The sequence below is a fragment of the Streptomyces pseudogriseolus genome, from assembly GCA_002154585.1.
Classification (GTDB): Bacteria; Actinomycetota; Actinomycetes; order Streptomycetales; family Streptomycetaceae; genus Streptomyces; species Streptomyces pseudogriseolus.
Genome location: MUNG01000129.1, coordinates 1 through 23,462, shown reverse-complemented (window position 1 = coordinate 23,462; position 23,462 = coordinate 1). Strand labels below are relative to the sequence as shown.

Annotated in this window: 26 protein-coding genes and 1 pseudogene; 8 read left to right on the top strand and 19 right to left on the bottom strand. The window is 73.5% G+C overall.

The features are described from left to right. Window positions 1-42: 42 nt before the first annotated feature. The 10 genes from CCN29_RS13235 to CCN29_RS13195 all read right to left on the bottom strand — a co-directional run bounded on the left by CCN29_RS13235 (window position 43) and on the right by CCN29_RS13195 (window position 6,609). Window positions 43-504: an anthrone oxygenase family protein gene (locus tag CCN29_RS13235; RefSeq protein ID WP_006130552.1), complete on the bottom strand. Its 462-nt coding sequence runs from the start codon at window positions 502-504 to the stop codon at window positions 43-45. Continuing rightward, window positions 501-896 (bottom strand): SchA/CurD-like domain-containing protein, encoded by a 396-nt coding sequence (locus tag CCN29_RS13230; RefSeq protein ID WP_086681950.1) that lies wholly within the window; start codon window positions 894-896, stop codon window positions 501-503. The genes CCN29_RS13235 and CCN29_RS13230 overlap by 4 nt, the downstream gene beginning before the upstream one ends. Continuing rightward, a complete protein-coding gene (locus CCN29_RS13225; protein WP_031059781.1) occupies window positions 896-1,624 on the bottom strand; it encodes an SDR family NAD(P)-dependent oxidoreductase in 729 nt (242 codons plus the stop codon). Before CCN29_RS13225 ends, CCN29_RS13230 begins: the two co-directional genes overlap by 1 nt. Further along, the gene (locus tag CCN29_RS13220; protein WP_006130555.1) at window positions 1,621-1,890 is read right to left on the bottom strand and encodes an acyl carrier protein; all 270 of its coding nucleotides are present in this window, start codon (window positions 1,888-1,890) and stop codon (window positions 1,621-1,623) included. Before CCN29_RS13220 ends, CCN29_RS13225 begins: the two co-directional genes overlap by 4 nt. Window positions 1,891-1,944: 54 nt before the next feature. After that, entirely contained in the window at window positions 1,945-2,775 is an 831-nt protein-coding gene (locus CCN29_RS13215; RefSeq protein ID WP_006130556.1) for an AfsR/SARP family transcriptional regulator, read from the bottom strand. A gap of 28 nt (window positions 2,776-2,803) precedes the next feature. Continuing rightward, window positions 2,804-3,562, bottom strand: coding sequence for a thioesterase II family protein (locus CCN29_RS13210; RefSeq protein ID WP_086681963.1), 759 nt, complete (start codon window positions 3,560-3,562; stop codon window positions 2,804-2,806). Between the two features lie 77 nt (window positions 3,563-3,639). Then, window positions 3,640-4,437 carry a 4'-phosphopantetheinyl transferase family protein gene (locus CCN29_RS13205; protein ID WP_006130558.1) on the bottom strand — a complete coding sequence of 266 codons (798 nt, stop codon included), beginning with the start codon at window positions 4,435-4,437 and terminating at the stop codon, window positions 3,640-3,642. Next, a complete protein-coding gene (locus CCN29_RS35845; RefSeq protein ID WP_267283564.1) occupies window positions 4,437-4,571 on the bottom strand; it encodes a hypothetical protein in 135 nt (44 codons plus the stop codon). Before CCN29_RS35845 ends, CCN29_RS13205 begins: the two co-directional genes overlap by 1 nt. 9 nt (window positions 4,572-4,580) lie before the next feature. Next, window positions 4,581-6,329, bottom strand: coding sequence for an acyl-CoA dehydrogenase family protein (locus tag CCN29_RS13200; RefSeq protein ID WP_086681947.1), 1,749 nt, complete (start codon window positions 6,327-6,329; stop codon window positions 4,581-4,583). 55 nt (window positions 6,330-6,384) lie between these two features. Then, complete coding sequence (locus CCN29_RS13195; protein WP_006130560.1) at window positions 6,385-6,609, bottom strand: hypothetical protein; 225 nt, start codon at window positions 6,607-6,609, stop codon at window positions 6,385-6,387. Window positions 6,610-6,804: 195 nt separating this feature from the next. Here CCN29_RS13195 and CCN29_RS13190 point away from each other — a divergent pair, with 195 nt between their 5' ends. The 4 genes from CCN29_RS13190 (at window position 6,805) to CCN29_RS13175 (ending at window position 10,894) form a co-directional block, all read left to right on the top strand. Continuing rightward, complete coding sequence (locus CCN29_RS13190) at window positions 6,805-7,425, top strand: antibiotic biosynthesis monooxygenase family protein (protein WP_086681944.1); 621 nt, start codon at window positions 6,805-6,807, stop codon at window positions 7,423-7,425. 90 nt (window positions 7,426-7,515) lie between these two features. Then, window positions 7,516-7,713 carry an acyl-CoA carboxylase subunit epsilon gene (locus CCN29_RS13185; RefSeq protein WP_078592207.1) on the top strand — a complete coding sequence of 66 codons (198 nt, stop codon included), beginning with the start codon at window positions 7,516-7,518 and terminating at the stop codon, window positions 7,711-7,713. Between the two features lie 144 nt (window positions 7,714-7,857). Beyond that, a complete protein-coding gene (locus CCN29_RS13180) occupies window positions 7,858-9,621 on the top strand; it encodes a fatty acyl-AMP ligase (RefSeq protein WP_037828860.1) in 1,764 nt (587 codons plus the stop codon). A gap of 22 nt (window positions 9,622-9,643) precedes the next feature. Further along, complete coding sequence (locus CCN29_RS13175) at window positions 9,644-10,894, top strand: acyltransferase domain-containing protein (RefSeq protein ID WP_031018578.1); 1,251 nt, start codon at window positions 9,644-9,646, stop codon at window positions 10,892-10,894. A 32-nt stretch (window positions 10,895-10,926) separates the two neighbouring features. On the opposite strand, the gene CCN29_RS13170 is transcribed toward CCN29_RS13175, so the two are convergent. From CCN29_RS13170 to CCN29_RS13155, 4 genes are all read right to left on the bottom strand, one after another. After that, complete coding sequence (locus CCN29_RS13170) at window positions 10,927-11,541, bottom strand: response regulator transcription factor (protein WP_006130564.1); 615 nt, start codon at window positions 11,539-11,541, stop codon at window positions 10,927-10,929. Window positions 11,542-11,583: 42 nt separating this feature from the next. Continuing rightward, complete coding sequence (locus CCN29_RS13165) at window positions 11,584-12,774, bottom strand: sensor histidine kinase (RefSeq protein WP_031018580.1); 1,191 nt, start codon at window positions 12,772-12,774, stop codon at window positions 11,584-11,586. 179 nt (window positions 12,775-12,953) lie between these two features. After that, on the bottom strand, window positions 12,954-15,200 hold the full coding sequence (locus tag CCN29_RS13160) for a TOMM precursor leader peptide-binding protein (RefSeq protein WP_086681941.1): 2,247 nt from the start codon (window positions 15,198-15,200) through the stop codon (window positions 12,954-12,956). Further along, window positions 15,201-15,452: a hypothetical protein gene (locus tag CCN29_RS13155; RefSeq protein WP_086681938.1), complete on the bottom strand. Its 252-nt coding sequence runs from the start codon at window positions 15,450-15,452 to the stop codon at window positions 15,201-15,203. A 286-nt stretch (window positions 15,453-15,738) separates the two neighbouring features. On the opposite strand from CCN29_RS13155, the gene CCN29_RS13150 reads away from it, so the two are divergent. The 4 genes from CCN29_RS13150 to CCN29_RS13135 all read left to right on the top strand — a co-directional run bounded on the left by CCN29_RS13150 (window position 15,739) and on the right by CCN29_RS13135 (window position 20,212). After that, window positions 15,739-16,536 (top strand): AfsR/SARP family transcriptional regulator, encoded by a 798-nt coding sequence (locus CCN29_RS13150; protein WP_086681935.1) that lies wholly within the window; start codon window positions 15,739-15,741, stop codon window positions 16,534-16,536. A gap of 157 nt (window positions 16,537-16,693) precedes the next feature. Beyond that, window positions 16,694-18,283 carry an acyl-CoA carboxylase subunit beta gene (locus CCN29_RS13145; RefSeq protein WP_107481696.1) on the top strand — a complete coding sequence of 530 codons (1,590 nt, stop codon included), beginning with the start codon at window positions 16,694-16,696 and terminating at the stop codon, window positions 18,281-18,283. Window positions 18,284-18,551: 268 nt separating this feature from the next. Next, complete coding sequence (locus tag CCN29_RS13140) at window positions 18,552-18,767, top strand: DUF397 domain-containing protein (RefSeq protein ID WP_006130572.1); 216 nt, start codon at window positions 18,552-18,554, stop codon at window positions 18,765-18,767. A gap of 218 nt (window positions 18,768-18,985) precedes the next feature. Next, on the top strand, window positions 18,986-20,212 hold the full coding sequence (locus CCN29_RS13135) for a cytochrome P450 (protein WP_086681933.1): 1,227 nt from the start codon (window positions 18,986-18,988) through the stop codon (window positions 20,210-20,212). Between the two features lie 192 nt (window positions 20,213-20,404). On the opposite strand, the gene CCN29_RS13130 is transcribed toward CCN29_RS13135, so the two are convergent. The 5 genes and pseudogenes from CCN29_RS13130 to CCN29_RS13110 all read right to left on the bottom strand — a co-directional run. Then, window positions 20,405-21,595 carry a cytochrome P450 gene (locus CCN29_RS13130; protein ID WP_228678951.1) on the bottom strand — a complete coding sequence of 397 codons (1,191 nt, stop codon included), beginning with the start codon at window positions 21,593-21,595 and terminating at the stop codon, window positions 20,405-20,407. A gap of 86 nt (window positions 21,596-21,681) precedes the next feature. Next, a complete protein-coding gene (locus tag CCN29_RS13125; RefSeq protein WP_006130575.1) occupies window positions 21,682-22,299 on the bottom strand; it encodes a GTP-binding protein in 618 nt (205 codons plus the stop codon). Continuing rightward, window positions 22,280-22,639, bottom strand: coding sequence for a DUF742 domain-containing protein (locus tag CCN29_RS13120; protein ID WP_006130576.1), 360 nt, complete (start codon window positions 22,637-22,639; stop codon window positions 22,280-22,282). The genes CCN29_RS13125 and CCN29_RS13120 overlap by 20 nt, the downstream gene beginning before the upstream one ends. Continuing rightward, complete coding sequence (locus tag CCN29_RS13115; RefSeq protein ID WP_006130577.1) at window positions 22,636-23,097, bottom strand: roadblock/LC7 domain-containing protein; 462 nt, start codon at window positions 23,095-23,097, stop codon at window positions 22,636-22,638. The genes CCN29_RS13120 and CCN29_RS13115 overlap by 4 nt, the downstream gene beginning before the upstream one ends. Window positions 23,098-23,197: 100 nt before the next feature. Continuing rightward, window positions 23,198-23,462 (bottom strand): annotated as a pseudogene (locus CCN29_RS13110) (ATP-binding protein); the annotation flags it as partial.

The window sequence follows — 23,462 nt, the reverse complement described above, 5'->3', positions numbered from 1 at the left end:
GCACATGGTGTGCGGGGGCCGTCCGGACGTACCGGGCGCCCTCTACCAGGCGGTGACGCCGGCGGCCGTGAGGGCCAGGGCGCACACCGCGAGCGTGGTGCGCAGCAGGTGCCAGCGCCGCCACAGCGGGCGGGGGTCCTGCCAGTCGGCGGGAAGCCGGCCGGGGTCCGTGACCGACTTGACCCGGCGGTTGATGGGCACGTTGCACAGGTGCGAGACGCCGGAGACGCCGAGGAGCAGGACCGCGGCGACCGCGAACAGCACCCGTGGGGCGCCCTCGCCGACGACCGCGAGCACCGTGTCGGCCAGTGTGCTGCTCAGCACGATGACCGGCATGGTGGGGTCCCAGTTCCGTCCCAGCAGCTGATGCGCGTACACATAGGTGCCGGTCTCCATCGCGAACAGCGCGGGCAGCACGCTCAGCGCAACGGCGAACAGCACGCCCGCGGTGACCCCGGCGCCCAGGAGCGCCGCGACCCCGAGGCCGCCCTCGATCGCTGTCATGGCCGGCCGGCCCCCGCGGGGTGGCTCTCCACGGTGAGCTGCGCGACGGTGCGCATGGTGGACTGCCGGAAGTGCTCGGCGAATCCCTCGGGCGTCGTCGTGTCCGTGGTCCGGGCCTCGGCCAGGTACGGGGCGAGCTTGCTCTCCAGGATGTGCACGCCCTTCTGCTGCGACATGTGCCGGCCGATGGCCTCGAAGTCGCCCTCGTAATGGATGACGCGGACCACGACGTCGTCCTTGATGAACACGCCCGTGCCGAGCAGCCGTCCGGCCCGGTCGCCGTCCTCGCCGGTGAAGTCGGGTGTGTCGACCCTGCGGAAGTGGGCGAAGATCTCGGCGATCTCCTCCTCGTGACCGGGCTTCACCCGGTAGGTGATGGCGGCGTACGGCATCAGATTCCTCCGTCGACTTCGATGGTGGTGCCGGTGACGTAGGCGGCCGAGTCACCGGCGAGATACAGCACCGCGCCCGCGACGTCCTCGGGGCGGCCGAGCCGTCCGAGGGCGGTCAGCGCGGTGAGGCGGGCCGCCAGCTGCGGCGGCAGGTCGTCGTCCTCGTCCCTGGTGACGCCGGGCGCAACCAGGTTGACCCGGATCCGGCGGTCGCCGAGTTCCTTGGCGAGGGACCGGGTGAAACCGACCAGTGCGGCCTTGGAGGCGCTGTAGTGCACGCCCAGGGGCCGGCCGCGCAGGGCGACGGACGCGCCGATGGTGACGATCGACGCCCCCTCGCCCAGCAGGTCGAGCACCGCTCGGGTGACCAGGTAGGCCGAGGTGGTGTTGTGGCCGAGGACGCGGTGCCACTCGTCCTCGGTGAGCTTCTCGAACGGGACGTGCCCGTCGACGCCCAGGTTGTTCACCAGGACGTCCAGCCCGCCGAACCGGAGCCGGACCGCCTCGGCCAGCCGGTCGGCTCCGGCCGGTTCGGTGAGGTCGGCCGCGACCAGGGTGAAGTCGGCGCCCAGTTCGTCCAGTTCACGGGTGAGCCGGTCGGCCGCCCGGCCGTCGCCCCGGTGGGCGACGACGAGCCGGGCACCGGAGCGGGCGAAGGCGAGTGCCGTCGCCCGGCCGATGCCGCGGGTGCCTCCGGTGACCAGCACCCGGCGGGCGTCGTCGGTCATCGGACCGCCCCGGCGCGCGGCGCCGCCGCGATCATCTGCAGCAGCATGCGCGGCGTCTCGGCCTCCGCCACGGCGTCGTCGTCGAGGACGATGCCGTAGGTGCGGTTGATGACGCTGGTGACCTGGAGCAGGGCGAGGGAGTCGTAGCCGAACTCCAGGAAGGGGGTGTCGAGGGCGTCCTCGCCCTCGAAGGCCATGCCCTCCTCCGGGGCGCCGACGCATTCGAGAAGCAGCTGGCCGAGCTCGGACAGGGTGATGTCGCTCACGATGGTTCCTTTCGGTCCTTCGGCTGGATTGGGGACGACGGACGGCGCGGCCGGTCAGCGCGGGCCGGCCAGCACGGGCGTGCCGCGGTGCGGCGCGCCCGCCGGTTCGAGGCGTGCGGAGGAGTCGAGCACCGCACGGTGCAGCTGCTCGATGGCGGGTGAGGGATCGAGGCCGAGGCTCTGGTTGAGCGCGGTCCGCAGGTGGTGGTAGACCTCGAGCGCGTCGCTGCGCCGGCCCGCCCGGTACAGCGCGAGCATCAGCTGTTCGTGCAGGCCCTCGTGGAGCGGGTGCCGCGCGGCGAGGCCGGAGAGCTCCCCGACGAGCTCATGGTGACGGCCGAGCCTCAGGTCCGCCTCGATCCGTCCGTGAAGAACGCTCATCCGCGACTCGTCGAGCCGGGTCGCCTCCACCTCGAGAAGGGGCCCGCACTGGACGTCGGCGAGAGCCCGCCCGTGCCACAGGGCGAGGGCCCGCCGGAAGTACGACGACGCCTCGGCCCAGTCGCGCTGCTCCAGCGCCCGGTGCCCGGCCGAGGAGAGGGCGTCGTACTCGCGGGCGTCGATCAGACCGCCCTGGGTGTCGAGCCGGTACCCGCCCGGCTCGGTCACGAGCACGCTCTTGGCCCCGCACGGCAGTTCGGCCTGCTCGTCGCCGAGCGCGGCCGCGATGACGTGGCGTATCTGGAGGATGTAGGTCTGCAGCGTGGTCTGCACACTGCGCGGTGGGCTCTCCCCCCAGACCTCCTCCACCAGAGAGGCGACCGAGACGACCTCGTCGGCCTGGAGGGCGAGCAGCGCGAACACCTTGCGCGGCTTGACGGCGGTGAGGTGCACCGGAACCCCGGCGAGGGTGGCCCGGAACGGGCCGAGGACGCTGATGTCCATCCGCAGAACTCCTTCGGAACGATGGTGGTCAGCCGGTGGTCACCGGCGTCGCGGAGCGCAGCGCCCGGCCGACGGCCCGGGGCACGTCACGACCGCGCACGAAGAAGTGCGCGCCGGGGACGGTCGACAGCCGGAAGTCGCCGCCGGAGCACTGCTTCCAGGCGCTCACCTGCCCGACCGTCACCACACGGTCGTCCCTCCCGGCGTACGCCCGGACGGAACACGGCAGCCGGCGGACCGGCGCGGCGCGCAGCGAGCGGGCCAGCAGCAGGTCGGCGCGGAGGGTGTCGAGGGTGGCCCGCAGCAGCGCGGGCCGGGCCCGCAGCGCCTCGGGCATGCTCTCCTCTTCGGGCATCACCCTCGTCAGCTCCTCGTCGGTGAGGCTTTCGAGGCCCGGCCGGTCCAGCAGGGCCGAGGGAAGCTGAGGCGCGGCGCAGGCGCCGGCCAGCAGCAGCACCGGCGGGCGCAGTCCCGCCTCCGCGCGGTGCAGGGCGAACCGGTAGGCGACGAGCGCGCCCATGCTGTGCCCGTAGAAGGCGTGCGGGGCGTCGAGCAGCGGGCCGAGGTCGGCCTGCAGTTCCTCCATCAGCCGTCCGGCGTCGGTGATCCGCGGTTCGCGCAGCCGGGTCTCCCGGCCGGGCAGCCGCACAGGGAGGACGGTCACCCCTGGGCCGACCCGCCGGCGCCAGCCGGCGTAGGAGAGGGCCCCCGCGCCGGCGTGGTGGAAGCACAGCAGTCGTGTCCGCGTCCCGTCGGCCTCCGGCCGTACGGCGAGATATCGACGCACCGGACCCCCCTCCTTCGGTCCCGCACCGCCCAGGTGGGTGCGGGCTCCGAGCGTCACCGCACCTCCTGGAAGGCCGCTCAACGCCCGCTCAAGCGCGGATCGGGCACGGCCGGGAGCAGCGGGCGGGCGGCCGTGGCCGGTATGCGCCCCCCGAATCCGGGGTCGTGGACGGCCGCGCTGATCGTGTACGACTCCTCCGTGAGCCAGCTGTGGAAGGACCACTCCCAGCCCGCCCCGGGGGTGCCGTCCGGCCGCAGCATCTGCGCCCGCTGGTCCTCGGGGGCGAACCCGAACTCGGTGAAGCGGAACCTGAGTCCTTGTCCGATGGCCTTGCTGTACGCCTCCTTGAGCGTCCACAGCCGCACCAGTTCGCGGTTGCGCCGCTCCTCGGGGACGCGGTGCAGGGCCTCCAGCTCGTGCGGGGTGCACACCTGGCGTTCGGTGCCGAGGCCGAGCATCCGCCGGTCCGCGTTCTCGGCGTCGACGCCGACGCGGCCGGTGCGGGTCAGGCCGACCACGAGGAGTTCCTCCGTGTGGCTGAGGCTGACGTCCAGCTGGTCGACGCCCCGCAGATGGGGCCGTCCGCCGAGCTTGTAGGCGAGTTCCAGTTCGCCGGGAGTGGTGCCGAGCACGGCCGCCGCCGCCGACTTCAGCAGCAGCCGGGACGTGACGAACCGGGACCGCCCCTGGGCGTGCGTCATCTCCAGCAGCCGTCTGTGGTCCCGGCCGAGGGCGGCGGCGACTTCGGGGCGTTCGAGATCGTCGGGCAGCCAGTCGGCGACGGCCGCGTAGACCACGGCCGTGCCGGACACGGCGATCTCCCGGCGGACCGGCAGCCAGGAGTCGGCGGGACCGCGGTTGCGAAGCGGCCGCATCACGCCACCGGCAGCCCGGTCATGTGCCCCAGCCGTCCGGCCGGGGTGCCGAGGGTGTGCACGCCGGTCAGCAGGTCGGGCAGGGCGGTACTCAACGTCTCCGGCGCGCGGCCGGTGTCCTGGTGGTCCGTCACGGGTTCTCCTCATCGGCCGATCGGGGTGGCGTACAGGTCGTAGCTGCGTGAGTCGTCGAAGCGGTCCAGCACCTCGGCCAGCAGGCGTTCCGCGCCCGCTTCCGGGACACGAACGGCGGTGCGGTCCAGCCGGCCCACCACACGGGCCAGGGCCAGGGCGGCCCAGGCGGATCCGCCGGGGAGGCCGGGGATTCCGTCCAGCCAGACGCCGAGGCAGGCGGCGCCGGCGGCGATCAGGGCGTAGCGGTCGGCGAGGGCGTAGACCCGGGGGCTCAGGCCGCGGGGGGAGGGCCGGACCGCGGGACCCGCACAGTCCTCGCGCAGGAGCCGCAGCTCGGTCACGAGCGCGTCGGCCGCCTCGCCCAGGGCCTCGGCGAACTCGCCGCGGGCGGCCCGGGCCTCGCGGGCCATGTCCTCGAGCGAGCCGAGCAGCGTGTCGCCGTCGGCGGAGCGGGTCAGTTCGTCGTGGCGTACCGGGGACAAGCCGGCGTCGAACAGGCGGAACAGTCCGGCGCGGACGGCGCGGTCCGGCCCGGCCTGCGCCGCCGGGGCGGTCAGGGTGGGGACGCGCAGGAGATGCTCGACGATGGCGGAGCGGCTGGCGGCCGTGCCCGCGCTGCCCAGCCCGATCATCGGCAGGTCGCGGGCCGCCTTGTGGAACAGCCCGTAGACGCCGCCGGTGACGTAGGACTCGGCGCCCAGGACGATGGACAGGTCGTACACCATCTCGGTGAGGACCGTCGGCAGCAGGTACTTCACGGCCGAGCTCAGGGCCCGGCTCTCGCGCGGCAGCAGGTGCACGGCCCGGGTGGCGACGAGGGAGAGGCAGTCGCACACCAGCAGGTCGGTGAAGGCGTCCACGAGGGCGGAGCGGGTGCGGGCACTGCGCAGCGAGGCGCGGCTGCGGGAGCGGTGGGCCCGGGCGAAGGCGACGGCGGTGCGCAGCGCGGTGTCGGCGCAGCCGAGCGCCATCGAGGGGCCGACGGCGCGGGTGACGGGGAAGACCCGTTCGGCGAGCGGCGCGCCGCCCCCCTCGGCGCCGAGCATCCGGCCGGGGCCCAGCCGGTGAGCGGTGAATTCCAGGCCTTGTACGACGCAGCCCCTGATGCCGCTGGTGCGCCGCCTGGGCAGCAGGGCGACGCCCTCGCCGCCCGAGCGGGGACCGGGCAGCAGGAAGGCGGTGCTCGCGTCGTCACCGGCCTCGGGGGTGTGCGCGAACACCACGAGCGCGTCGGCGCGCGCGGCGTTGTTGAGCGCCTCCTTGCGGCCGTCGAGCCGGTGGCCCCCGGCGTCCCGCACGGCCGTGAGGCGGTTGTGCAGGAAGTCGTTGCCGGGGGCCGGCTCGGGGTAGGCGCACGCCATCCGGCCGCCGGACAGCAGCAGGTCGGCGGTGCGCCGCCGCTGCTGCCCGGAGCCGCCCGCCCAGACGACGGCCGCCGCCAGGTACGAGGTCATCCCGTAGCCGAGGCCGAGGGAGGCGTCCCGGCGGAAGACGGCGCGCAGGATCCGGGCGAGCACGTCGAGGCGGTCGAGCCGGCCGCCGAGTTCGCGCGGGACGAACTCGGCGTTCAGCCCGAAGGTGTCGAGGACCCGTTCCCCGACGGGCAGAAGCTGCTGCCGTCCGTCGGCGGCGAGGATGTGGTCCGCGCCCAGCGGGTTGCCGGGGTCGTCGAGATCGCCGAGCTCGTGCTCGAGCCGTGCTGTACGTTCCCGCACGGCCCGCTCGGCGGCCTCCGCCCTGTTCACCACCGTGGTCATGGCTGTCTCCGTCCTCGTCTCGGTCGCGCTCCCGCCCCTGCCTAACCGGCGTGACTCAAGAGGCCCTCAAGCCCCGACCGGCAGGCTCGGGGTCGTCGTGTCCGGTCGGTACGAGGGGCACGACCCTGCCCTCGCTGTCGACCTGCACGCCGCCCAGCCAGATGCCGCCGTAGGCCACCAGCGCGTACCAGACCGGCCGGACCAGGCGGTCCACCGCGAGCCGGGTGAGTGTGCGCCGTGCGCCGCCGGCGAGCCGGCCGACGTCGTCGGTGATCGTCATGTGTGTCCCTTTCGTTCGGCTGTAGGGGGCAGGAACGGTCCCCGACGGCCCTCGGCGGCGTCTCGAGAACCGCTCGGGGTGACCGGGGCACAAGCGCCGCTCGAGCGGTGTTCGAGCGGCACGTGGTCGACTGGTGACGCGTACGCACGAGGGGGCGCATGCGTGCGACGAGGCGCGGAGGGGGTGGGTCGGGAGATGTCCCACCGGGATCTGGTCGACCGGGTGACGGCCGTGGAGCACTTCACGGCGGCGCCGGACTCCGACAAGGCGCTCGCGGCCGGTGTGCGCGCCTACGCCCGCCATCGCGAGGGGCTGCGCGGCTGTGACGGGGGCGTCACCCTGCGCCTGCCGGAGCGGCCCGGCCGGTACGTCCGCATGGACCGGTGGCGTGGCATGACCGCACTGCTGCGGTCGACGCACCAGAGGGGCCATCTGCACCGTCTCGCCCTGGTGACCGCGCTGGCCTCGGCCGAGCACGAACTGGCCGTCAGCGTGGGCAGCATGCCCGCCGCGGTACCGCTGGCCGACGCCTCGCGCGTGGTGCTGGTGCGGGCGGAGGTCGACGAGGAACCCGACCGGTTCGAGATGAGCTTCGGCGCGCTCGCCGGCCAGTGCGTCACCGCCGAGGGCTACGGCGGCAGTGAGCTGCTGCGCTCGGTGGTCGACCCCCGCTGTTACACCGGCCTGCTGTGGTGGGGGACCGCCGAGGCCCACGACCGCGCCCTGGCCGGCCCCGGGTACCGCGACCGCCTCTCCTCGCTCAGGTCGACGGCCCGGCTGACGGAGCATCGCGCGGAGCCCCTGCGCGGGGCCTGAGGGGCGTCGCCTCCGGCCGGCGCGGCCGCCGTGCCGCTCCCCCACCCCTCCCCGAGCCGTCCTCGAGTCCGCCGCGCCAGGGTCGGGAGCATGGACGCTCCTTTGTCTCTCACCGTCGTGCGCGGCACGCCCACTCCCGAGGAACTCGCCGCGATAACCGCCGTGCTGCTCGCCCGGTTGCGGTGCGCCGCAGGTCAGGACGGGGCGCCGGAGGAGGCGCCGCGCCGGGCCGGCTGGGGCGGCGGACGCCCCCGCCGGCGCCCCCCGGTCGGCTGGTCCCGGGGCTGAACCGTGCCGTGGGCCCCGCCCGGCGGCACCCGTGTCGAGCGTCCCTCTAGACGTCGGGCCGTACGTTCGAGAGCGCAGGGTTCCGGGCGCACGGGCCACGGGTCGGGCGCCCGCATCCGACGATCTGCCAGGGGGACCCCACCTATGTCTCACCACCACACCTTCACCGACCTCATGCTGGAGAGAGCGGAGCGCGCTCCCCACCGGGAGGCCCTGCTCCTGCTGCCGGAGAGCGAGGAGCGCGGCCGTCCGCACACGGTCTCGTACGGCGCCCTGGACGCGGCCGCCCGCGAGCTGGCGGGCTGGCTGCAGGCCCGCGGCGCCACCGGCGAACGGGTACTGCTGCTGCACACCTCGCGTCGCCAGTTCGCCGTCTCGTTCCTGGCGTGCCTGTACGCCGGCGCCATCGCCGTGCCGGTCCCGCCCAGGGGCGGCATGCGTCACCACGCCGCGCGGGTGAGGGGCGTCGTCAAGGACGCGGCACCCTGCGCGGCCTTCACCGACGCCGCGCTGGCCCCGGACGTGTCACGGCTGCTGGCGTCCTGCGGCTACGGCTCCGTGCCCTGCCTGGCCGCCGACGCGGTGCCGGCCCGCAGCCCGTGGCGGCGGCCGCCCCAGTCCTCGGACACGGTCGCCTACCTGCAGTACACGTCCGGGTCCACCGGCGCCCCGCGCGGGGTCGTGGTGACCCACGGCAACCTCCTCGCGAACCTGCGGGCGATCGGGACGGCGCTCGGCGCCGAGCCCGGCGAACGGATCGGCGGGTGGCTGCCGTTCCACCACGACATGGGTCTGGTGGGCCAGTTGCTGCTGCCGCTGTGGCTGGGCGGCACGTCCGTCCTGCTGTCCCCGGAGGCGTTCCTGAAGCGGCCCGCGCGCTGGCTGGAGGCGATCGGCCGGTACGGCGTCACCCTGAGCGGCGCGCCCGACTTCGCCTACCGGCTGTGCGCCCGGCAGGTCACCGACGAGCAGGTGGCGGGGCTGGACCTGTCCGGCTGGCGGACGGCGGTCACCGCCGGTGAGCCGGTGGCCGCCGCGACGTGCGAGGAGTTCACCCGGCGGTTCGCGCCGGCCGGCTTCGACCCGGCCGCGCTGACGCCCTGCTACGGACTGGCCGAAGCCACTCTCCTGGTCTCCGGCGGAGGTGCGGACGGGGTCCGCGATCCGGGGCCGGTCGTGCACCCGGCCGACGGGGAGGCACTGGAGCGCAACGAACTGTGCCCGCCGCGGGCGGGCGGCTCGCAACGCCGGCTGGTCGCGTGCGGCCGGCCGACGGGGGGCGAGGTGAGGATCGTCGACCCGGACTCGTCCGACGAGGTGGAGGACGGTTCGATCGGCGAGATCTGGGTCCGGGGCACCGGGGTGGCGGGGGGCTACTGGCGTGACCGGACCGCGACGGCCGAGACCTTCGACGCGGTGACCGCCGGAGGCGAGGGCGGATTCCTGCGCACGGGCGACCTGGGGGTCCTGCTCGACGGGCGCCTCCATGTGACCGGCCGTCTGAAGGACATGATCGTGGTCGCCGGCCGCAACCTGTATCCGCAGGACCTGGAGCACGCGGTGCAGCGGATCAGCGCGCTCTTCGGCACGGGCACGGCGTTCTCCGTGTCCGGGGACCGTGAACGCCTGGTCGTCGTGCAGGAGTTGCGCACCCATCAGCGGTACGGAGTGGACCTCGCCGGGCTGGCCGTCGACGTCGAGCGGTGCCTGGCCGAGGAGTTCCAGATCAGCGTGGACGGTGTGCTGCTGGTACGGCCGGGCACCATACGGCGCACCACCAGCGGCAAGGTGGAGCGGGCGGCCACGCGCCGGCTCTTCCTCAACGGCGGGATCAGGCCCCTGCACCAGCGTCTCGACGAGGAGCTGGTCGCCGCGGCCGGACGGTCCGGCGCGGCACGCACATGGTGAACGTGTCCGAGAGGAGCTGGGGATGAGCGGATCGGGGCGAGGTCTGCCGGACGAGCGGGGGTACGTCGAATGGTTCACGGAACGGATCGCCGAACGCGCCCGGCGTGAGGTGCGCGAGGACATGCCGCTGATCGAGTGCGGTCTGGACTCCGTCGCGCTGCTGGGCCTGTACGGGGACGCGGAGACCGCGTTCGGTCCGCTGCCGGACCACCCCGTGGAGGTCTGGCCGTACTCCACGATCCGCGGCCTCGCCCGCCGCCTCGCCGTCCGGGACGGCCGCGCGGACCGGCGGGCGGGCATCCGCACGGCGTTCGTCTTCTCCGGCCAGGGCTGTCAGCACCCGCGGATGACGGCGGGGCTGTACCGGCACTGCACCGCCTACCGGCAGCATCTCGGGGAGGCCGACGAGGCGCTGGCCCCGCACCTGGGGCGCTCGGTGGTGGAGCTGCTGACCGAGGAACGGCCCGAGGTGCACGAGACGGCGCTGGCCCAGCCCGCCCTGTTCGCCGTGGAGTACGCGCTGGCGACGACGCTGCTGGAGGAGGGCGTGCGGCCGGTGGCCGTGGCGGGGCACGGCGTCGGGGAGTTCGCCGCGGCCACCGTGGCGGGCGCCCTGCCGCTGGCCGCGGCCGCCGGACTGGTCGCCGCCCGTGGCACGTTGATGCAGCGCATGCCCGCGGGCGGCGGGATGATGGCGACCTGCGCGGACCCCTACGAGGCCGCCGAGGCGGCGACGGCGGAGCCCGGTGTGTCGATCGGCGCGCTCAACGCGGCCCGCGCCACCGTGCTGACCGGTGACCTCGCCGGGCTGGAGCGCGCCCGCCGCCGGCTCGCCGACATCGGCATCGCCAGCACGTTCCTCCAGGTGCGGCACGCGTTCCACTCGCCCCTGATGGAGCCGGTGGCCCCGCTCTTCGAGGAGCTGGCCCGCCGCGCGCCGGCGGGCGAGGCGGCGCTGCCCTACTACTCGACGGTTCACGGCCGCCGCTACGACGCCCCGCTGGACGCCGCGTACTGGGCGCGGCAGATCACCTCCCCGGTGCGCTTCACCGACGCCGTGCGCGCCCTGCTCACGGAGCAGTCGCCGACCCATGTGGTGGAGATCGCGCCCAAGGCGGTTCTCACCCCCTTCCTCCGCCGCATGGGCGGTCCCCGGGGGCCGGCCTGTCTGGCCGTCTGCCGCTCTCCCCGCACCAACGCCGTCGACCTGGCCGGCGTTCTCTCGGCCCTCGACGCGGGCCCGCTGTCCGACGACCCCGACGCCCCGGAGTGAGCACCGCGGGCGGCGGGGAGGCGTCAGGCGGGTCACGGGACCCAGCCCGCCTCCTCCGCGATGCGAATGGCGTCGACCCGGTTGCGGGCGTGCAGTTTGTCCACGATGGCCGTCAGATAGTTACGGACGGTGCCCGGGGTGAGGAACAGCTGCTCGGCGATCTCCGCCGCGTCGGCACCCCGCGCGGCCAGGCGCAGCACCTGGGTCTCACGGGGCGACAGCGGATTGTCCGGCGCCTCCCAGGCGGCCAGTGCCAGTTCGGGGTCCACCACCCGCCCGCCCCCCGCCACGGTCCGCACCGCCTGCGCGAGCCGGTCCGGGGGCGAGTCCTTGAGCAGGAAGCCGGAGACCTGGGCCGACATCGCCCGGCGCAGGGTCCCGGGGCGCCCCAGGCTGGTGAGGATCAGACTCCGGCACTCCGGCAGCCGGGTGCGCAGCTCCGCGGCGGCGGTCAGCCCGTCGGTGCCGGGGAGGTCGATGTCGATGACGGCCACGTCGGGACGCGCCTCGAGCGCGGTCTTCACGATGAGGTCGCCCCGGTCGACCGACGCGACCACGTTCAGATCCGGTTCCAGTTCCAGCAGTGCCACCAGGGCACCGCGGATCATGTGCACGTCTTCGGCGAGCAGGATCCTGACCGACAGCATTCGTTCCCCCTGTTGTTCCCCCGTGACGCCCGCGAGCCGGCGTCATGCCGCGGACGCGTTCCGCGCACCCGCCTCCGTGACGGCGGGACGGACCGGCGCCTCGGCCACGAGCCGGAACCGGCCGTCCTTCGTCACGGTGGTGAGCGTGCCGCCGATCTCGGCGAGCCGGGTGCGCAGGTTGCCCAGACCGCTGCCGCTGCAGCCGTCCGCCACGCGCGGCCTGTCCTGACGCGTCACACCGTCGTTGACCAGGGTCAGTCGCACTCGCTCCCCTTCCACGGCGGCCGTGATCTCGCATGACTGGACCTTGCTGTGCCTGAGGATATTGGTGATCCCCTCCCGGAGGGCAGTGGCCAGCACGGTGTCCACCAGCGGGTGCAGCCGTCCGCAGTCGATGTCCGTCTCGACGCGCACGTCCGCCGCGGTCATCACCTCGGTCACCGCCTCCGCCTCCGTCTCCAGCGACATCTCGCGGTATCCGCTGGCCACGAGGCGTACGTCGGCGAGAGCCTGCCGGGAGACGCCGAGCACCCCGGCCACCTCCTCACGCGCGCGGTCCGGGTTGGCCGGGATGAGACGGTGGATCAGCTCGCTCTTCAGCGTGATCGTGGACAGGCTGTAGCCGAGCAGGTCGTGCAGGTCCCGGGCGAACCGCAGCCGTTCCTGGGTCACCGCCATGCGGGCCATCTCGGCGCGGGCCGCGTGGACTTCGCGCACCAGGTCGGTGAGCCGGGTCAGCCCGTAGATGACCAGCCCGGTCAGCGCCGTGGAGATGGTGAAGTACCCCGCCTCCGGGGTGTGCACCCCGTCGAGCACGGACCAGACCAGCACCGTGCCGGTGACCGCCCCGTAGCAGGGCCAGGCGAGCCGTGCGGGCAGCAGCAGGAGGATCGAACCGCCGAGCGGTCCGGCCATGCTTCCCCAGGCGACCCCCAGCCACACCATGGGGACAAAGGTGAGCAGCGCCTGCACGCACAGGGCGAGCGCCCGGCGACGGCGGGACCACCGCCGGGCGCTCGACGAGGTGACCATGAACTGGACGGCGTAGAGCGTCAGGACCGCGCCCACGCACACGGCGAGACCGACTCCGCCGGAGACCACGTTCTGGACGTTCAGCAGAGTGATGATCCCGAAGGCCGAGATGACGGTGATGCTGATGCCCTGTGCCAGTTGTGGCGCGAGTATCTCCGGGCGGTCGCCGGTCCGTCTCGCCCCTGCCGCAGGGCTCCGCATCACTGTCTCCCCCTATCCGGATCCTCCCCGACGATGCGCTGCGGCGCTCCGAGAGTCCGAAAAGTACTGGACGAGCGGCCCGCTCGCGCCGAACCCGCGTGTGGGATTCGAGAAGATCTGTGACCGAACTATAGGGGGTGACGGCACGTTAGGAAGGCTTTGTGCTAGTCCTGACGGCTTCAGACGGGCAGCGGAACGGGGTTCAGCTCGTCGAACGACGCGGGGCGGTCCCGATGGCCCAGAACCACCGGTACGTCGTACAGCCGTCCGGGGCCGAACCGCGCGTAGAACGACCGTAGTCCGGGGACCACCACCTTCACCACCGGGACCCCCACGTCGGGCCGTGTCTGGTCCAGCACCAGCAGGTCCATGCCGTGCCGGGTGACCAGTTCACGGATGTCCTCGACGTCCGCGAGGAGATCGTCCCGCCGCCGGCGCGCGGGCCAGTCGCCCGGTCCCCGCCCCCGCTGCCCCGGGTCGGGCAGCAGCTGCGGCTGGCCGGGTCCGGCCGCCCCCGGCTGCGGGCAGGGCAGCATCTGGGCGGCCTCGGTGAGGGCCCGGCGCAGGGCGACCCCCGGCTCGAAGTGGGCCCCGAAGCCGCACACCAGGTCCGCGGGCGGCCCGTCGGCGGGCCCCGACACCGCGGCCACCACGGGCACCCCGAGGTCGGAGGTGAGGTCCAGCGCCCACACCGTACGGCCGGCCCGCCCGAAGGCGTCGCGCAGCCCGGCGAGCCACGGCTCGTCGAAGGCGTCGAGGTCGAGGGCGGGCAGTCGCAGCCGGTTGTACCACCACACGGCCACCGCGTCCCGTTCCACGAGCTCCAGGAACCCCTGCACCAGGGCGTCCTCCAGGCTGCTGCCGGCCGCGTTGCCGTTGGAATCGGCCCACAGGCCGTCGGCGGCGCCCTGCGGCGAGGAGTCGAAGTACAGGGTGGAGGTGGGCAGCAGACGGTGGGTGCCGCCGGTGAGCGACCACACGGGCGTCCAGTCGGTGGGCGCCGTGACGTCGAAGGGGCGGCCCACCCGGTGGAAGGGTCCGTGCACGGCGTTCCACCGGTCGGCCTCCGCGAACTGCCGTTGGTGGAAGAGCTGGTAGGTGTTCGGGTGGACGGCGGCGGCGCCGAGGCCGGCGCAGCTGTCGCGGATGGTCAGCTCGTCCCCCTGACGGGAGGCGCAGTAACGTTCCACCGCCTCGCAGAGCGCGCTGGCCCGCGCCTGGTCCGCGGTCAGCCCCTTGCCCCCGCTGCGGGAGCGCAGCACCCGGCGCACCCCGGACGGGGAGTGGCCCGCCAGGGCGAGGTTGTGCCCGGAGTCGTAGGCGTGCAGCCCTTCGGGCATCCCGGGCAGCGGGCGGATGGCGGTGACGATGCCGGTGAGCGGACCGACCAGGTCCCGGTGGCGTTCGAGCATGCGCTCGGCCGACAGGGCCCGGTCGTTGCTCCCGCCGCCGCACGCCTTGGGCCGCGAGACCGGCACCACGGGCCGCCGGGTCCGCTCCGCCACCATGCCGGGGTCGCCGCAGTCCGGGCACTGCGGGCGCCGGTGCACCGGATGGTGGGTGCTGCGCAGTGTCAGGCTGTCCAGCGTGCACACCGCGCGCTGCTCGGGACACCGCACGCCCGCCAGCCACTTGGACGCCTCCAGGACGGCGCTGTGCAGTCCCAGCATGCGTACCGCCGCGAGCGACGGGGACGGCCGGGTGACCGGTCCGTCCAGACCGAGCACCCGCTGCACCTCGAGTTCCGCCCGCCGGTGCTCGCGCAGCCGGTGCGCCAGACAGCTCCAGCAGGGCCCGTCCTCGTCCGCCCCGAACACCGGCCCCGTCCACGGCTCGGCGCCGAACGGCCGGGCCAGCAGCCAGGGCCGCCCCTGGCCGCGCAGCCGCGCGGCCAGGGGGCGGAGCCCTGGATGCAGGTAGTCCTCGCAGAGGACCAGGGCGAAGGCGGCGTCCGCGTCGGCGGGCACGGCGCCCAGGCCGGCCGCCCGGCAGGCGGCCCGGGCCTGTTCGCCGTCCACGTCGCCGACCGTGTACAGGGCCACCGGGGTGTCCCGTACCCGCCGCTCGGCCGCCGCGCCCTCGAGACCCGCGCGGTCCCAGTACGCGGCGGCGGACCGTCCCTCGGCGCGGGCGTCCTCCTGGCACCGGCCCTCGGACCGGTACCCCACCAGGTTGGCCTCGGCGAGACGGCGCACCAGGCGGCCCGCCACGTCGACGGGCATCGCCGCCGCGGCCTCCCGCAGGAGCTGGGGCAGGGTGCGGCTGCCGTCGAGCAGGTGGACCAGGGTCTCCGCCCCGGCTCCCCGTACCGTCATCACGTCCTGGTCGGACAGCAGGAAAACGGCCTCTCCGGGTACCGCCTCGGCCCGTACATGGCGCTTGAACGCGACGTACGGGCCGGAGGCGGGGGATTCCGTCCCGGTCACTCACTCACCCCGGAGGACGGGCAGCTCCGGGGACCAGCAGGTGCACCAGCGGGCACCGGCCGGCTCGACGCCCGCTCCGCTCAGGCTCTCGACGACGGGCTCCTCGCCGGCTCCGCCCGCGACGCCGGCCGGCAGTCCGAACTCCGCGAGGACCGCTTCCCGTCCGGTCTCCAGGCGCCGGGCCAGATCCGGCTCCAGGCCGGTGCGCGCCGCCAGTTCCGCGAATCGGACGACCTCTTCTGCCACGTTCATGTGTGCCCCCTGTGATGAACGGAAGCGAAGGCGTTGCGCCTTCGCAGGACAAGTCGAACTGTTCTGCGCCGAACCGGAGTTCGCTCGGCGCCGCACCGGAAGTCTGCGGGGGGACGCGCCCCGGGCGGCAGTGCCTCGTTCACAGGACGCCCATGACATTTTCATGCGGCAGCGCATGCCTCACTCACTGGGCCGCGCGGGGTGCCGGCTGACAGTCTCGGTGGCCGGATCCCGTACGGGCCGCCACGGGGACGGTGAGGCGGCTTCGCCCAAGGGGGAGAGACACATGCAGATCAAGGTTCTCGGGTCACTCACCGCACACGAGCGCGGGGTCCCGGTGGTGCCCACCGCCGCCAAGCCCCGTCAGCTGCTGGCCCTGCTCGCGCTGCACGCCGACCAGGTGGTCGGCGTGCCCACGCTGATGGAGGAGATCTGGGGCGAGAACATCCCCCGCAGCGCCTCCACCACGCTGCAGACGTACATCCTCCAGCTCCGCCGGAAGATCGCCGCCGCGCTGCACGACGACCCCCGGCGCGACGCCAAGGACGTGCTGGTCACCCGGCTCGGCGGCTATCTGCTGAGGGTGTCGCCGGGGCAGGTCGACGCCCACGAGTTCGAGCAGTTGGCGGAGAGCGGGCGCACGGCCTTCGAACTGGGCGACTACCGGTCCGCCTCGGACGAGCTGCGACGCGCCCTCACGCTGTGGCAGGGCCCCGCCCTGGTCGACGTGCCGGCCGGCTCCGTCCTCGCCCTGGAGGTGCTGCGGCTCAACGAGGAGCGCACGGCCGCTCTGGAACGGCGCATCGAGGCCGACCTGCGGCTCGGCCGGTACGCCGAGGTGGTGCCCGAACTGCGGGTGCTGGCGGCGCGTCACCCGCTGCACGAGGGCTTCTGCGGGCAGCTGATGCGGGCCCTGCACCACACGGGCAGCAGCTGGCGGGCCCTGGAGGCCTACCAGCGGCTGCGCGGCTGTCTGGTGCGGGAGCTCGGCCTGGAGCCGTCCGCCCCGCTGCAGGGGCTGCACCAGGCGGTCCTCTCCGGGGACCCGGACCGGGCCCTGCACGCCGCCGCCGCCGCGGACTGACCGGCCCTGCCGCGCTCCCCGCGGTCACGGGCCCGGTCCCGTACCACCCCTCCCCCGGGCCGCCGCCGGCCTCTCCTCCCCAGAGGCCGGCGGCGGTCGAGCCGTTCTCCAGGGAACGTGCCGAACAACTTCGAGGGGGCGTCCCTACGCTGCGGCAATGACGACCTTCGACGAACTGCTCGCCCTCGCCCCGGCCCCCGATCTGCGCCGCTCCACCGACGAGCTGACCCGGCTGAAGGAGGAGCTGAGCCGCGGCCCCGACCCGGCGGCCACCCGGCGCCAGCACGCCAAGGGCAAGCTCACCGCCCCCGAGCGGCTGGCACTCCTCTTCGACGAGGACACGTTCACCGAGATCGAGCCGCTGCGCCGGCACCGCGCCACCGGTTTCGGGCTCGAGGGCCGCAAGCCGCACGGCGACGGAGTGGTCATCGGCTGGGGCCTGGTCCACGGCCGCACGGTGTTCGCCTACGCCCACGACTTCCGCGTGTTCGGCGGCGCCCTCGGCGAGGCCCACGCGGAGAAGATCCACAAGGTGATGGACCTGGCGGACGCGGCCGGCGCCCCGGTCGTGGGGCTGAGCGACGGCGCCGGCGCCCGCATCCAGGAGGGGGTCACCGCGCTCGCCGGGTACGGGGGCATCTTCCGCCGCAACACCCGTTCCTCCGGTGTGATTCCGCAGATCAGCGTCGTCCTCGGCCCGTGCGCGGGCGGCGCCGCCTACTCCCCCGCGCTGACCGACTTCGTGTTCATGGTGCGGGGCACTTCCCAGATGTTCATCACCGGCCCGGACGTGGTGCAGGCGGTCACCGGGGAGCAGATCACCCACGACGGCCTCGGCGGCGCCGACGTCCACTCGACCCGGTCGGGAGTCTCCGGGTTCGTCTACGACGACGAGGCGGAGTGCCTGGCGGACGTGCGGCACCTGCTCTCCCTGCTGCCCCAGAACAACCGCGAGCTCCCGCCCGCGGTGCGGTCGGGCGACCCGGCCGACCGGCGCAACGACGCCCTGACCACGCTCGTGCCGGCCGACCCCCAGCAGTCGTACGACATGCGCGCCGTGATCGAGGAGATCGTCGACGACGGCGACTACTTCGAGGTCCACGAGAACTGGGCCCGCAACGTGGTCTGCGCGCTGGCCCGCCTCGACGGCGAGGTCGTCGGTCTGGTGGCGAACCAGCCCGCCGCGCTGGCCGGTGTGCTCGACATCCACGGCTCCGAGAAGGCCGCGCGGTTCGTGCAGACGTGCGACGCCTTCAACATCCCCCTGATCACGCTCGTCGACGTCCCCGGCTTCCTCCCGGGGGTCGACCAGGAGCACAACGGCATCATCCGGCACGGCGCCAAACTGCTGTACGCCTACTGCAACGCGACGGTCCCGCGCATCTCCCTGGTCGTCCGCAAGGCCTACGGCGGCGCCTACATCGTGATGGACTCCCGCTCGATCGGCGCCGACCTGTCGTTCGCCTGGCCGACCAACGAGATCGCCGTGATGGGCGCGGAGGGCGCCGCGAACGTCGTCTTCCGCCGCGAGATCGCCGCCTCCGACGATCCGGACACCACCCGGGCGCGGCTCATCAAGGAGTACAAGGCGGAGCTGATGCACCCCTACTACGCCGCGGAGCGCGGCCTGGTCGACGACGTCATCGATCCGGCGGAGACCCGTTCCGTCCTCGTCCGCTCCCTCGCCATGCTCCGCCGGAAGCAGCCCCACCTCCCCGAGCGCAAGCACGGCAACCCGCCCATGTGACGCACCGCGCGCACGTGGCGGAGCCCGGGAGTCGTATCCAGCTCCCGGGCTCCTGGGGATGCCACCCAATTGCGCACGCCGACGGCGCTTGAGAGGACGGATCAGTCGTCAGGCCGTCGTGTTCTTCCTTTGAACTACCGCGCCGTGCAAGAGGCGCAGGCGAGAGTCGAACTCGCATCCGACGGCGTTCGTCCGTCCCCGGTCGCCGGTCACAGGCTCTCTCGCCGCGAGAGTCACTGGAGCTCATCAAAGGGATGCTGGGATCGCTATGAACAACGCCGAGTCCTCGACCGCCGCGTCCGGCCTCACCTGGTTCAAGAGCAGCTACAGCGGAGCCGAGGGCGGCGACTGTGTAGAGGTCGCGGCCGGTACGGCAGTTGTCCACGTCCGGGACTCCAAGGCCGCCGCCGGGCCCGTCGTCACGGTCTCGCGTGACGCCTGGGCGGGGTTCGGCGGGCCGGCCTCCTCGGAGCGGAGCGTCTGACACGCGTACGGCGCGAGAGCCCTGCCGAATCCTTCAGGACGGCAGGGCTCTCGCATGGACCGGGCCGACCACCGAACAACGGGCGCGGCCGGCCGGGACAAGGGGCGATTTTCGGCCTGTTCATTGTTCAAGCGGATCCGGTCATCGGGCGGTCTGTCCTTGCTGACAGATGATCAATAACCTTGTGCGGTACATGAATCACGATCACAGGGAGCCCCATGTCCACCGCCCAGCAGGTGCCCGACATCCTCTCGCCCGAGTTCGCCGCCGACCCCTATCCGGCCTACCGCGTGATGCGCGAGTCCGCGCCCCTCATCTGGCACGAGGCGACCAAGAGCTACATCGTGTCGCGCTACGAGGACGTCGAGCGCGTCTTCAAGGACAAGGCCGGCGAGTTCACCACCGACAACTACGCCTGGCAGATCGAGCCGGTGCACGGCAGAACGATCCTCCAGCTGAGCGGGCGTGAGCACGCCGTGCGGCGCGCGCTGGTCGCGCCCGCGTTCCGCGGCAAGGAGCTGGAACAGAAGTTCCTGCCGGTCATCGAGCGGAACTCCCGTGAACTGATCGACGCCTTCCGCCACAAGGGCGCCGCCGACCTCGTCGACGACTACGCGACCCGCTTCCCGGTCAACGTCATCGCCGACATGCTGGGCCTGGACAAGGCCGACCACCCCCGCTTCCACCGCTGGTACACCGCGGTCATCGCCTTCCTCGGCAACCTGTCGGGCGACCCCGAGGTGACGGCGGCCGGTGAGCGGACCCGGGTGGAGTTCGCCGAGTACATGCTGCCGATCATCCGCGAGCGCCGGGAGAACCCGGGCGACGACCTGCTGTCCGCGCTGTGCAGCGCCGAGGTCGACGGCGTACGGATGAGCGACGAGGACGTCAAGGCGTTCTGCAGCCTGCTGCTGGCCGCCGGCGGCGAGACCACCGACAAGGCCATCGCCGGCATCTTCGCGAACCTGCTCGCCCACCCCGACCAGCTCGCCGCCGTCCGCGCCGACCGCTCGCTGATACCGCGCGCCTTCGCGGAGACCCTGCGGTACACCCCGCCGGTCCACATGATCATGCGGCAGTCCGCGACGGAGGTCACCGTCAGCGGCGGCACCATACCCCCCGGCGCCACCGTCACCTGCCTGATAGGCGCCGCCAACCGGGACGAGCGGCGGTACGCCGACCCGGACCGATTCGACATCTTCCGCGAGGACCTCACCACCACCACGGCCTTCTCCGCCGCCGCCGACCACCTCGCCTTCGCGCTCGGCCGGCACTTCTGCGTCGGCGCGCTGCTGGCCAAGGCCGAGGTGGAGACCGGCATGAACCAGCTGCTCGACGCCATGCCGGACGTCCGGCTCGCCGACGGGTTCCGGACGGCCGAGGAGGGCGTCTTCACCCGCGGCGTGCAGAGCCTCCCGGTCCGGTTCACGCCGGTCCAGGGCTGACCCGCGCCGCCGGTCACCGCCGTACGCGTCACCGCCGTACGCGTCACCGCCGTACGCGTCACCGCCGTACGCGCGCACGCGCCGTGACCGGTCACCGTCGTACGCGCCGCCCCCGCCCCGGCCGGGTCCCGCCGCGCCGGGCCGCCCGCGGGGGCAGCGCCCCGGCATCCCCTCACGTATCGCCGGGGGGCGCTACTGCACCACCGGCGTGAACTGCACCGGCAGTTCCATCAGGCCCCGCATCCAGATCGACGGACGCCAGACCAGTTCCTCCGGCTCGACGGCCAGCACCAGGTCCGGCAGCCGCTCCAGCAGCGTCTCGACCGCCGTGCGCGCCATCACGTCCGCCAGCAGCGGGGCCGGGTACGGGCAGCGGTGCTCGCCGTTGGAGAAGGACAGGTGCGCGGCGTTCTCCGCGCCGACATGGCCCTCGGGCCAGATCTGCGGGTCGGTGTTGGCCGCGGCCAGGCCCAGGACCAGGCAGTCGCCGGCCTTGATCTGCCGGCCGCCGAGCTGCACGTCCCGTACCGCCCAGCGCCCGATGAAGTTCTGCGTCGGGGTGTCCAGCCACAGCACCTCGTTGAGCGCCTCGCCGACGCTGAGCCGGCCGCCCGAGACGTTCACGGCGAAGCGTTCGTCCGTCAGCAGCAGACGCAGCGTGTTGCAGATCCAGTTGGCGGTCGGCTGCTGGGCCGCCGCGATCACCGAGATGAGGTCCTGGACGACCTCCTCGTCCGTCAGCCCCGCCGGGTGCATCAGCATGCGCGAGGTGACGTCCGGGCCGGGCACGGCCCGCTTCTCCTTCACCAGCTGCCGCAGCCGCTCGCCCACCCTGCCGTACGCGGCGACCGGGTCCTCGCCCTCGCCGGCGTCCAGGGAGATCCGCAGGTCGTCGACGAACCGGAGGGTGTCGTCGCCGGTGGACGGCATGCCGCACATCTGGACCACGGTGCGCATCAGCAGGACGTGCACGTAGTCGGCCATCAGCTCGGCCTGGCCGCTGCCGGCGAACCGGGCGATGAGCTCGTCGGCGATCAGCAGGCACTCGTTGGAGAGCTCGAACTGGTCGACGCCCTCCAGCGCGTCGGTGATCACGCCGGCCCGCCGCCGGTGCTCGTCGCCCTCCGTGAACAGCACCGACGGCTGGTAGCCGACGAACGGCAGCAGCGGCCAGTCCTGCGGGATGTTCTCCCACTGGTTCCAGCGCCGGGAGTCCCGCGCGAACAGCTCGTCGTGGCTGGTCACATAGGTGACCTCGGTGTAGCCCAGCACCAGCCAGGCCGGGATGCCGCCGTCGAGCAGCACCGGCGCCACGGGGCCGTGGTCACGGCGCAGCATGCGGTACAGCTTCGACGGCGTCTGCGGGTACTCCGCCCCGGTCATGCTCACCGCCCCGGCGTGCGCGGGGCACCCGGGGGGCGGCTCGGCGCCGGTGCGGGCCAGGGACGCGAAGGGGTCGGCCTGATCGGTCACAGTGTCGCCTCCTTGGCGGTGGCCAGGTCGTGGAGGTGGTTCACGAGGGTGATCAGCACGTCCTTGCCGGAGGCCCGGACCCGGGCGTCGCAGTCCACCATCGGCACGTGCGCGGGGAGGGCGAGCGCCTGGCGTATCTCCTCCAGGGAGTACCGGGCGCCGTCGTCGTCGAACCGGTTGACGGCCACGACGAACGGCGTGCCGTGGTGCTCCAGCCGGTCGATGGCGTACCAGGAGTCGTCCATCCGGCGGGTGTCCACGAGGACCACGGCGCCGAGGGTGCCGGAGAACAGCCGGTCCCACAGGAACCAGAAGCGTTCCTGTCCGGGCGCGCCGAACAGGTACAGCACCATGCGGTCGTTGAGGCTGATCCGCCCGAAGTCGAAGGCGACGGTGGTCGTGGTCTTCGCCGCCACCCCGTCGGTCTCGTCGACGCCCACACCGGCCTGCGTCATCACCTCCTCGGTGTTCAGCGGCCGGATCTCGCTCACGGAGCGGACCAGGGTCGTCTTGCCCACGCCGAACCCGCCCACGACGACGATCTTCAGTCCCGTCTCCGCCGTGTCGCGGAGCGGTGTGCGGTGGGTGGGCAGCTCAGAGGTTGCGGAGTCCATGGAGCACCTCTTGGAGTAGGGCGGAATCGGGCAGGGAGGCGACGGACGCCGCCGCCCGCGGGTGGCGCGCGGTGATGCGCCCGGTGTCCAGCAGGTCCCCGAGCAGGATGCGTACGACCGTGACCGGCAGCCCGAGTTCCGCGGCGATCTCGACGACGGCGACGGGGTGTTCGCACAGGGCCAGGATGCGGGCGTGCTCCGACTGCATCCCCGGCGTCGGCGCGCTCTCGCTGACGATCAGGGTGACCAGGTCGAAGGAGTCGTCGGAGCGGCTGCGTCCGCCGGTGACCGTGTAGAGCCGGTCCGGGTCGCCCGTGTCGACGGGTTTGCGGGGAGTCACGAGGTGCCGTTCCCCGTGGCCCCGGTTCGCGGTTCGGCCCGCAGGTGGTCGCCGATCTGCTCCACCAGCTCCATCATCTGGTGGCCGACCACGCCCGGGTCGGCCTCCTCACCGGCGACGACGGCGAGGTGCGCGCCCTCGCCGGCCTCGACGATGAACAGCAGGCCGCCGTGGAACTCGGTCATCGACTGCCGTACGCCGCCGGTGCCGTCGCCGAACTCCATGGAGGCGCCCTGGGCGAGGGCCTGGATGCCGGAGCAGATGGCCGAGAGCTGGTCGGCGAGGTCGAGGGTCAGGTGCTCGCTCCAGCAGAGCTTGAGGCCGTCCCGGGAGAGGACCAGGGCGTGGCGTGCGCCGGGGGTCCGCTCCAGGAGCCCCTGCAGGAGCCAGTTGAGGCTGTTGTCGGTGGTCGTCTGCATGGTGGGTGTTGGGACGGTGGTGTCCGGCTGGCCGGTCACCGGCCCGTTCCTCCTATCTCACGTGCTCGAGCGGGAAGGGGCGCCGTCGCCCCGGACGCCGTACGGGGCCGGGGGCGGCGCCGTACGGGATGGGGTGGGACTAGGGAGCCGCCGGCGGCTGGGCGCCGTCGCCGGTGCCGGACGTGCCGGTGGGGCCGCTTCCGGGGTTGCCGCCTGTGGTGCCGTTGCCGGAGGCGCCTGTGGTGCCGTTGCCGGTGAGGCCGGCGATGCCGTTGCCGGACGTGTCGGTGACGCCGTTGCCGGACTGGCGGGCGCCGCGGTGGAAGGCGCCGAAGCGGGAGCCCGCGTCGCGCGCCCCGCGCCGTGCGGACCCCGTGTCGCCGGAGCGGGCGGCCGCCGACTGG

Excerpts from the sequence above, each read along its gene's own strand:
- CCN29_RS13190 (WP_086681944.1), top strand. The coding sequence starts at position 6,805 with ATGTCCCACCGGGATCTGGTCGACCGGGTGACGGCCGTGGAGCACTTC.
- CCN29_RS13135 (WP_086681933.1), top strand. The coding sequence starts at position 18,986 with ATGTCCACCGCCCAGCAGGTGCCCGACATCCTCTCGCCCGAGTTCGCC.
- CCN29_RS13145 (WP_107481696.1), top strand. The coding sequence starts at position 16,694 with ATGACGACCTTCGACGAACTGCTCGCCCTCGCCCCGGCCCCCGATCTG.
- CCN29_RS13175 (WP_031018578.1), top strand. The coding sequence starts at position 9,644 with ATGAGCGGATCGGGGCGAGGTCTGCCGGACGAGCGGGGGTACGTCGAA.
- CCN29_RS13195 (WP_006130560.1), bottom strand. The coding sequence starts at position 6,609 with ATGACGATCACCGACGACGTCGGCCGGCTCGCCGGCGGCGCACGGCGC.
- CCN29_RS13155 (WP_086681938.1), bottom strand. The coding sequence starts at position 15,452 with ATGAACGTGGCAGAAGAGGTCGTCCGATTCGCGGAACTGGCGGCGCGC.
- CCN29_RS13130 (WP_228678951.1), bottom strand. The coding sequence starts at position 21,595 with ATGACCGGGGCGGAGTACCCGCAGACGCCGTCGAAGCTGTACCGCATG.
- CCN29_RS13235 (WP_006130552.1), bottom strand. The coding sequence starts at position 504 with ATGACAGCGATCGAGGGCGGCCTCGGGGTCGCGGCGCTCCTGGGCGCC.
- CCN29_RS13150 (WP_086681935.1), top strand. The coding sequence starts at position 15,739 with ATGCAGATCAAGGTTCTCGGGTCACTCACCGCACACGAGCGCGGGGTC.
- CCN29_RS13165 (WP_031018580.1), bottom strand. The coding sequence starts at position 12,774 with ATGCGGAGCCCTGCGGCAGGGGCGAGACGGACCGGCGACCGCCCGGAG.
- CCN29_RS13185 (WP_078592207.1), top strand. The coding sequence starts at position 7,516 with ATGGACGCTCCTTTGTCTCTCACCGTCGTGCGCGGCACGCCCACTCCC.
- CCN29_RS13140 (WP_006130572.1), top strand. The coding sequence starts at position 18,552 with ATGAACAACGCCGAGTCCTCGACCGCCGCGTCCGGCCTCACCTGGTTC.
- CCN29_RS13170 (WP_006130564.1), bottom strand. The coding sequence starts at position 11,541 with ATGCTGTCGGTCAGGATCCTGCTCGCCGAAGACGTGCACATGATCCGC.
- CCN29_RS13125 (WP_006130575.1), bottom strand. The coding sequence starts at position 22,299 with ATGGACTCCGCAACCTCTGAGCTGCCCACCCACCGCACACCGCTCCGC.
- CCN29_RS13225 (WP_031059781.1), bottom strand. The coding sequence starts at position 1,624 with ATGACCGACGACGCCCGCCGGGTGCTGGTCACCGGAGGCACCCGCGGC.
- CCN29_RS13200 (WP_086681947.1), bottom strand. The coding sequence starts at position 6,329 with ATGACCACGGTGGTGAACAGGGCGGAGGCCGCCGAGCGGGCCGTGCGG.
- CCN29_RS13215 (WP_006130556.1), bottom strand. The coding sequence starts at position 2,775 with ATGGACATCAGCGTCCTCGGCCCGTTCCGGGCCACCCTCGCCGGGGTT.
- CCN29_RS13180 (WP_037828860.1), top strand. The coding sequence starts at position 7,858 with ATGTCTCACCACCACACCTTCACCGACCTCATGCTGGAGAGAGCGGAG.
- CCN29_RS13205 (WP_006130558.1), bottom strand. The coding sequence starts at position 4,437 with ATGCGGCCGCTTCGCAACCGCGGTCCCGCCGACTCCTGGCTGCCGGTC.
- CCN29_RS13230 (WP_086681950.1), bottom strand. The coding sequence starts at position 896 with ATGCCGTACGCCGCCATCACCTACCGGGTGAAGCCCGGTCACGAGGAG.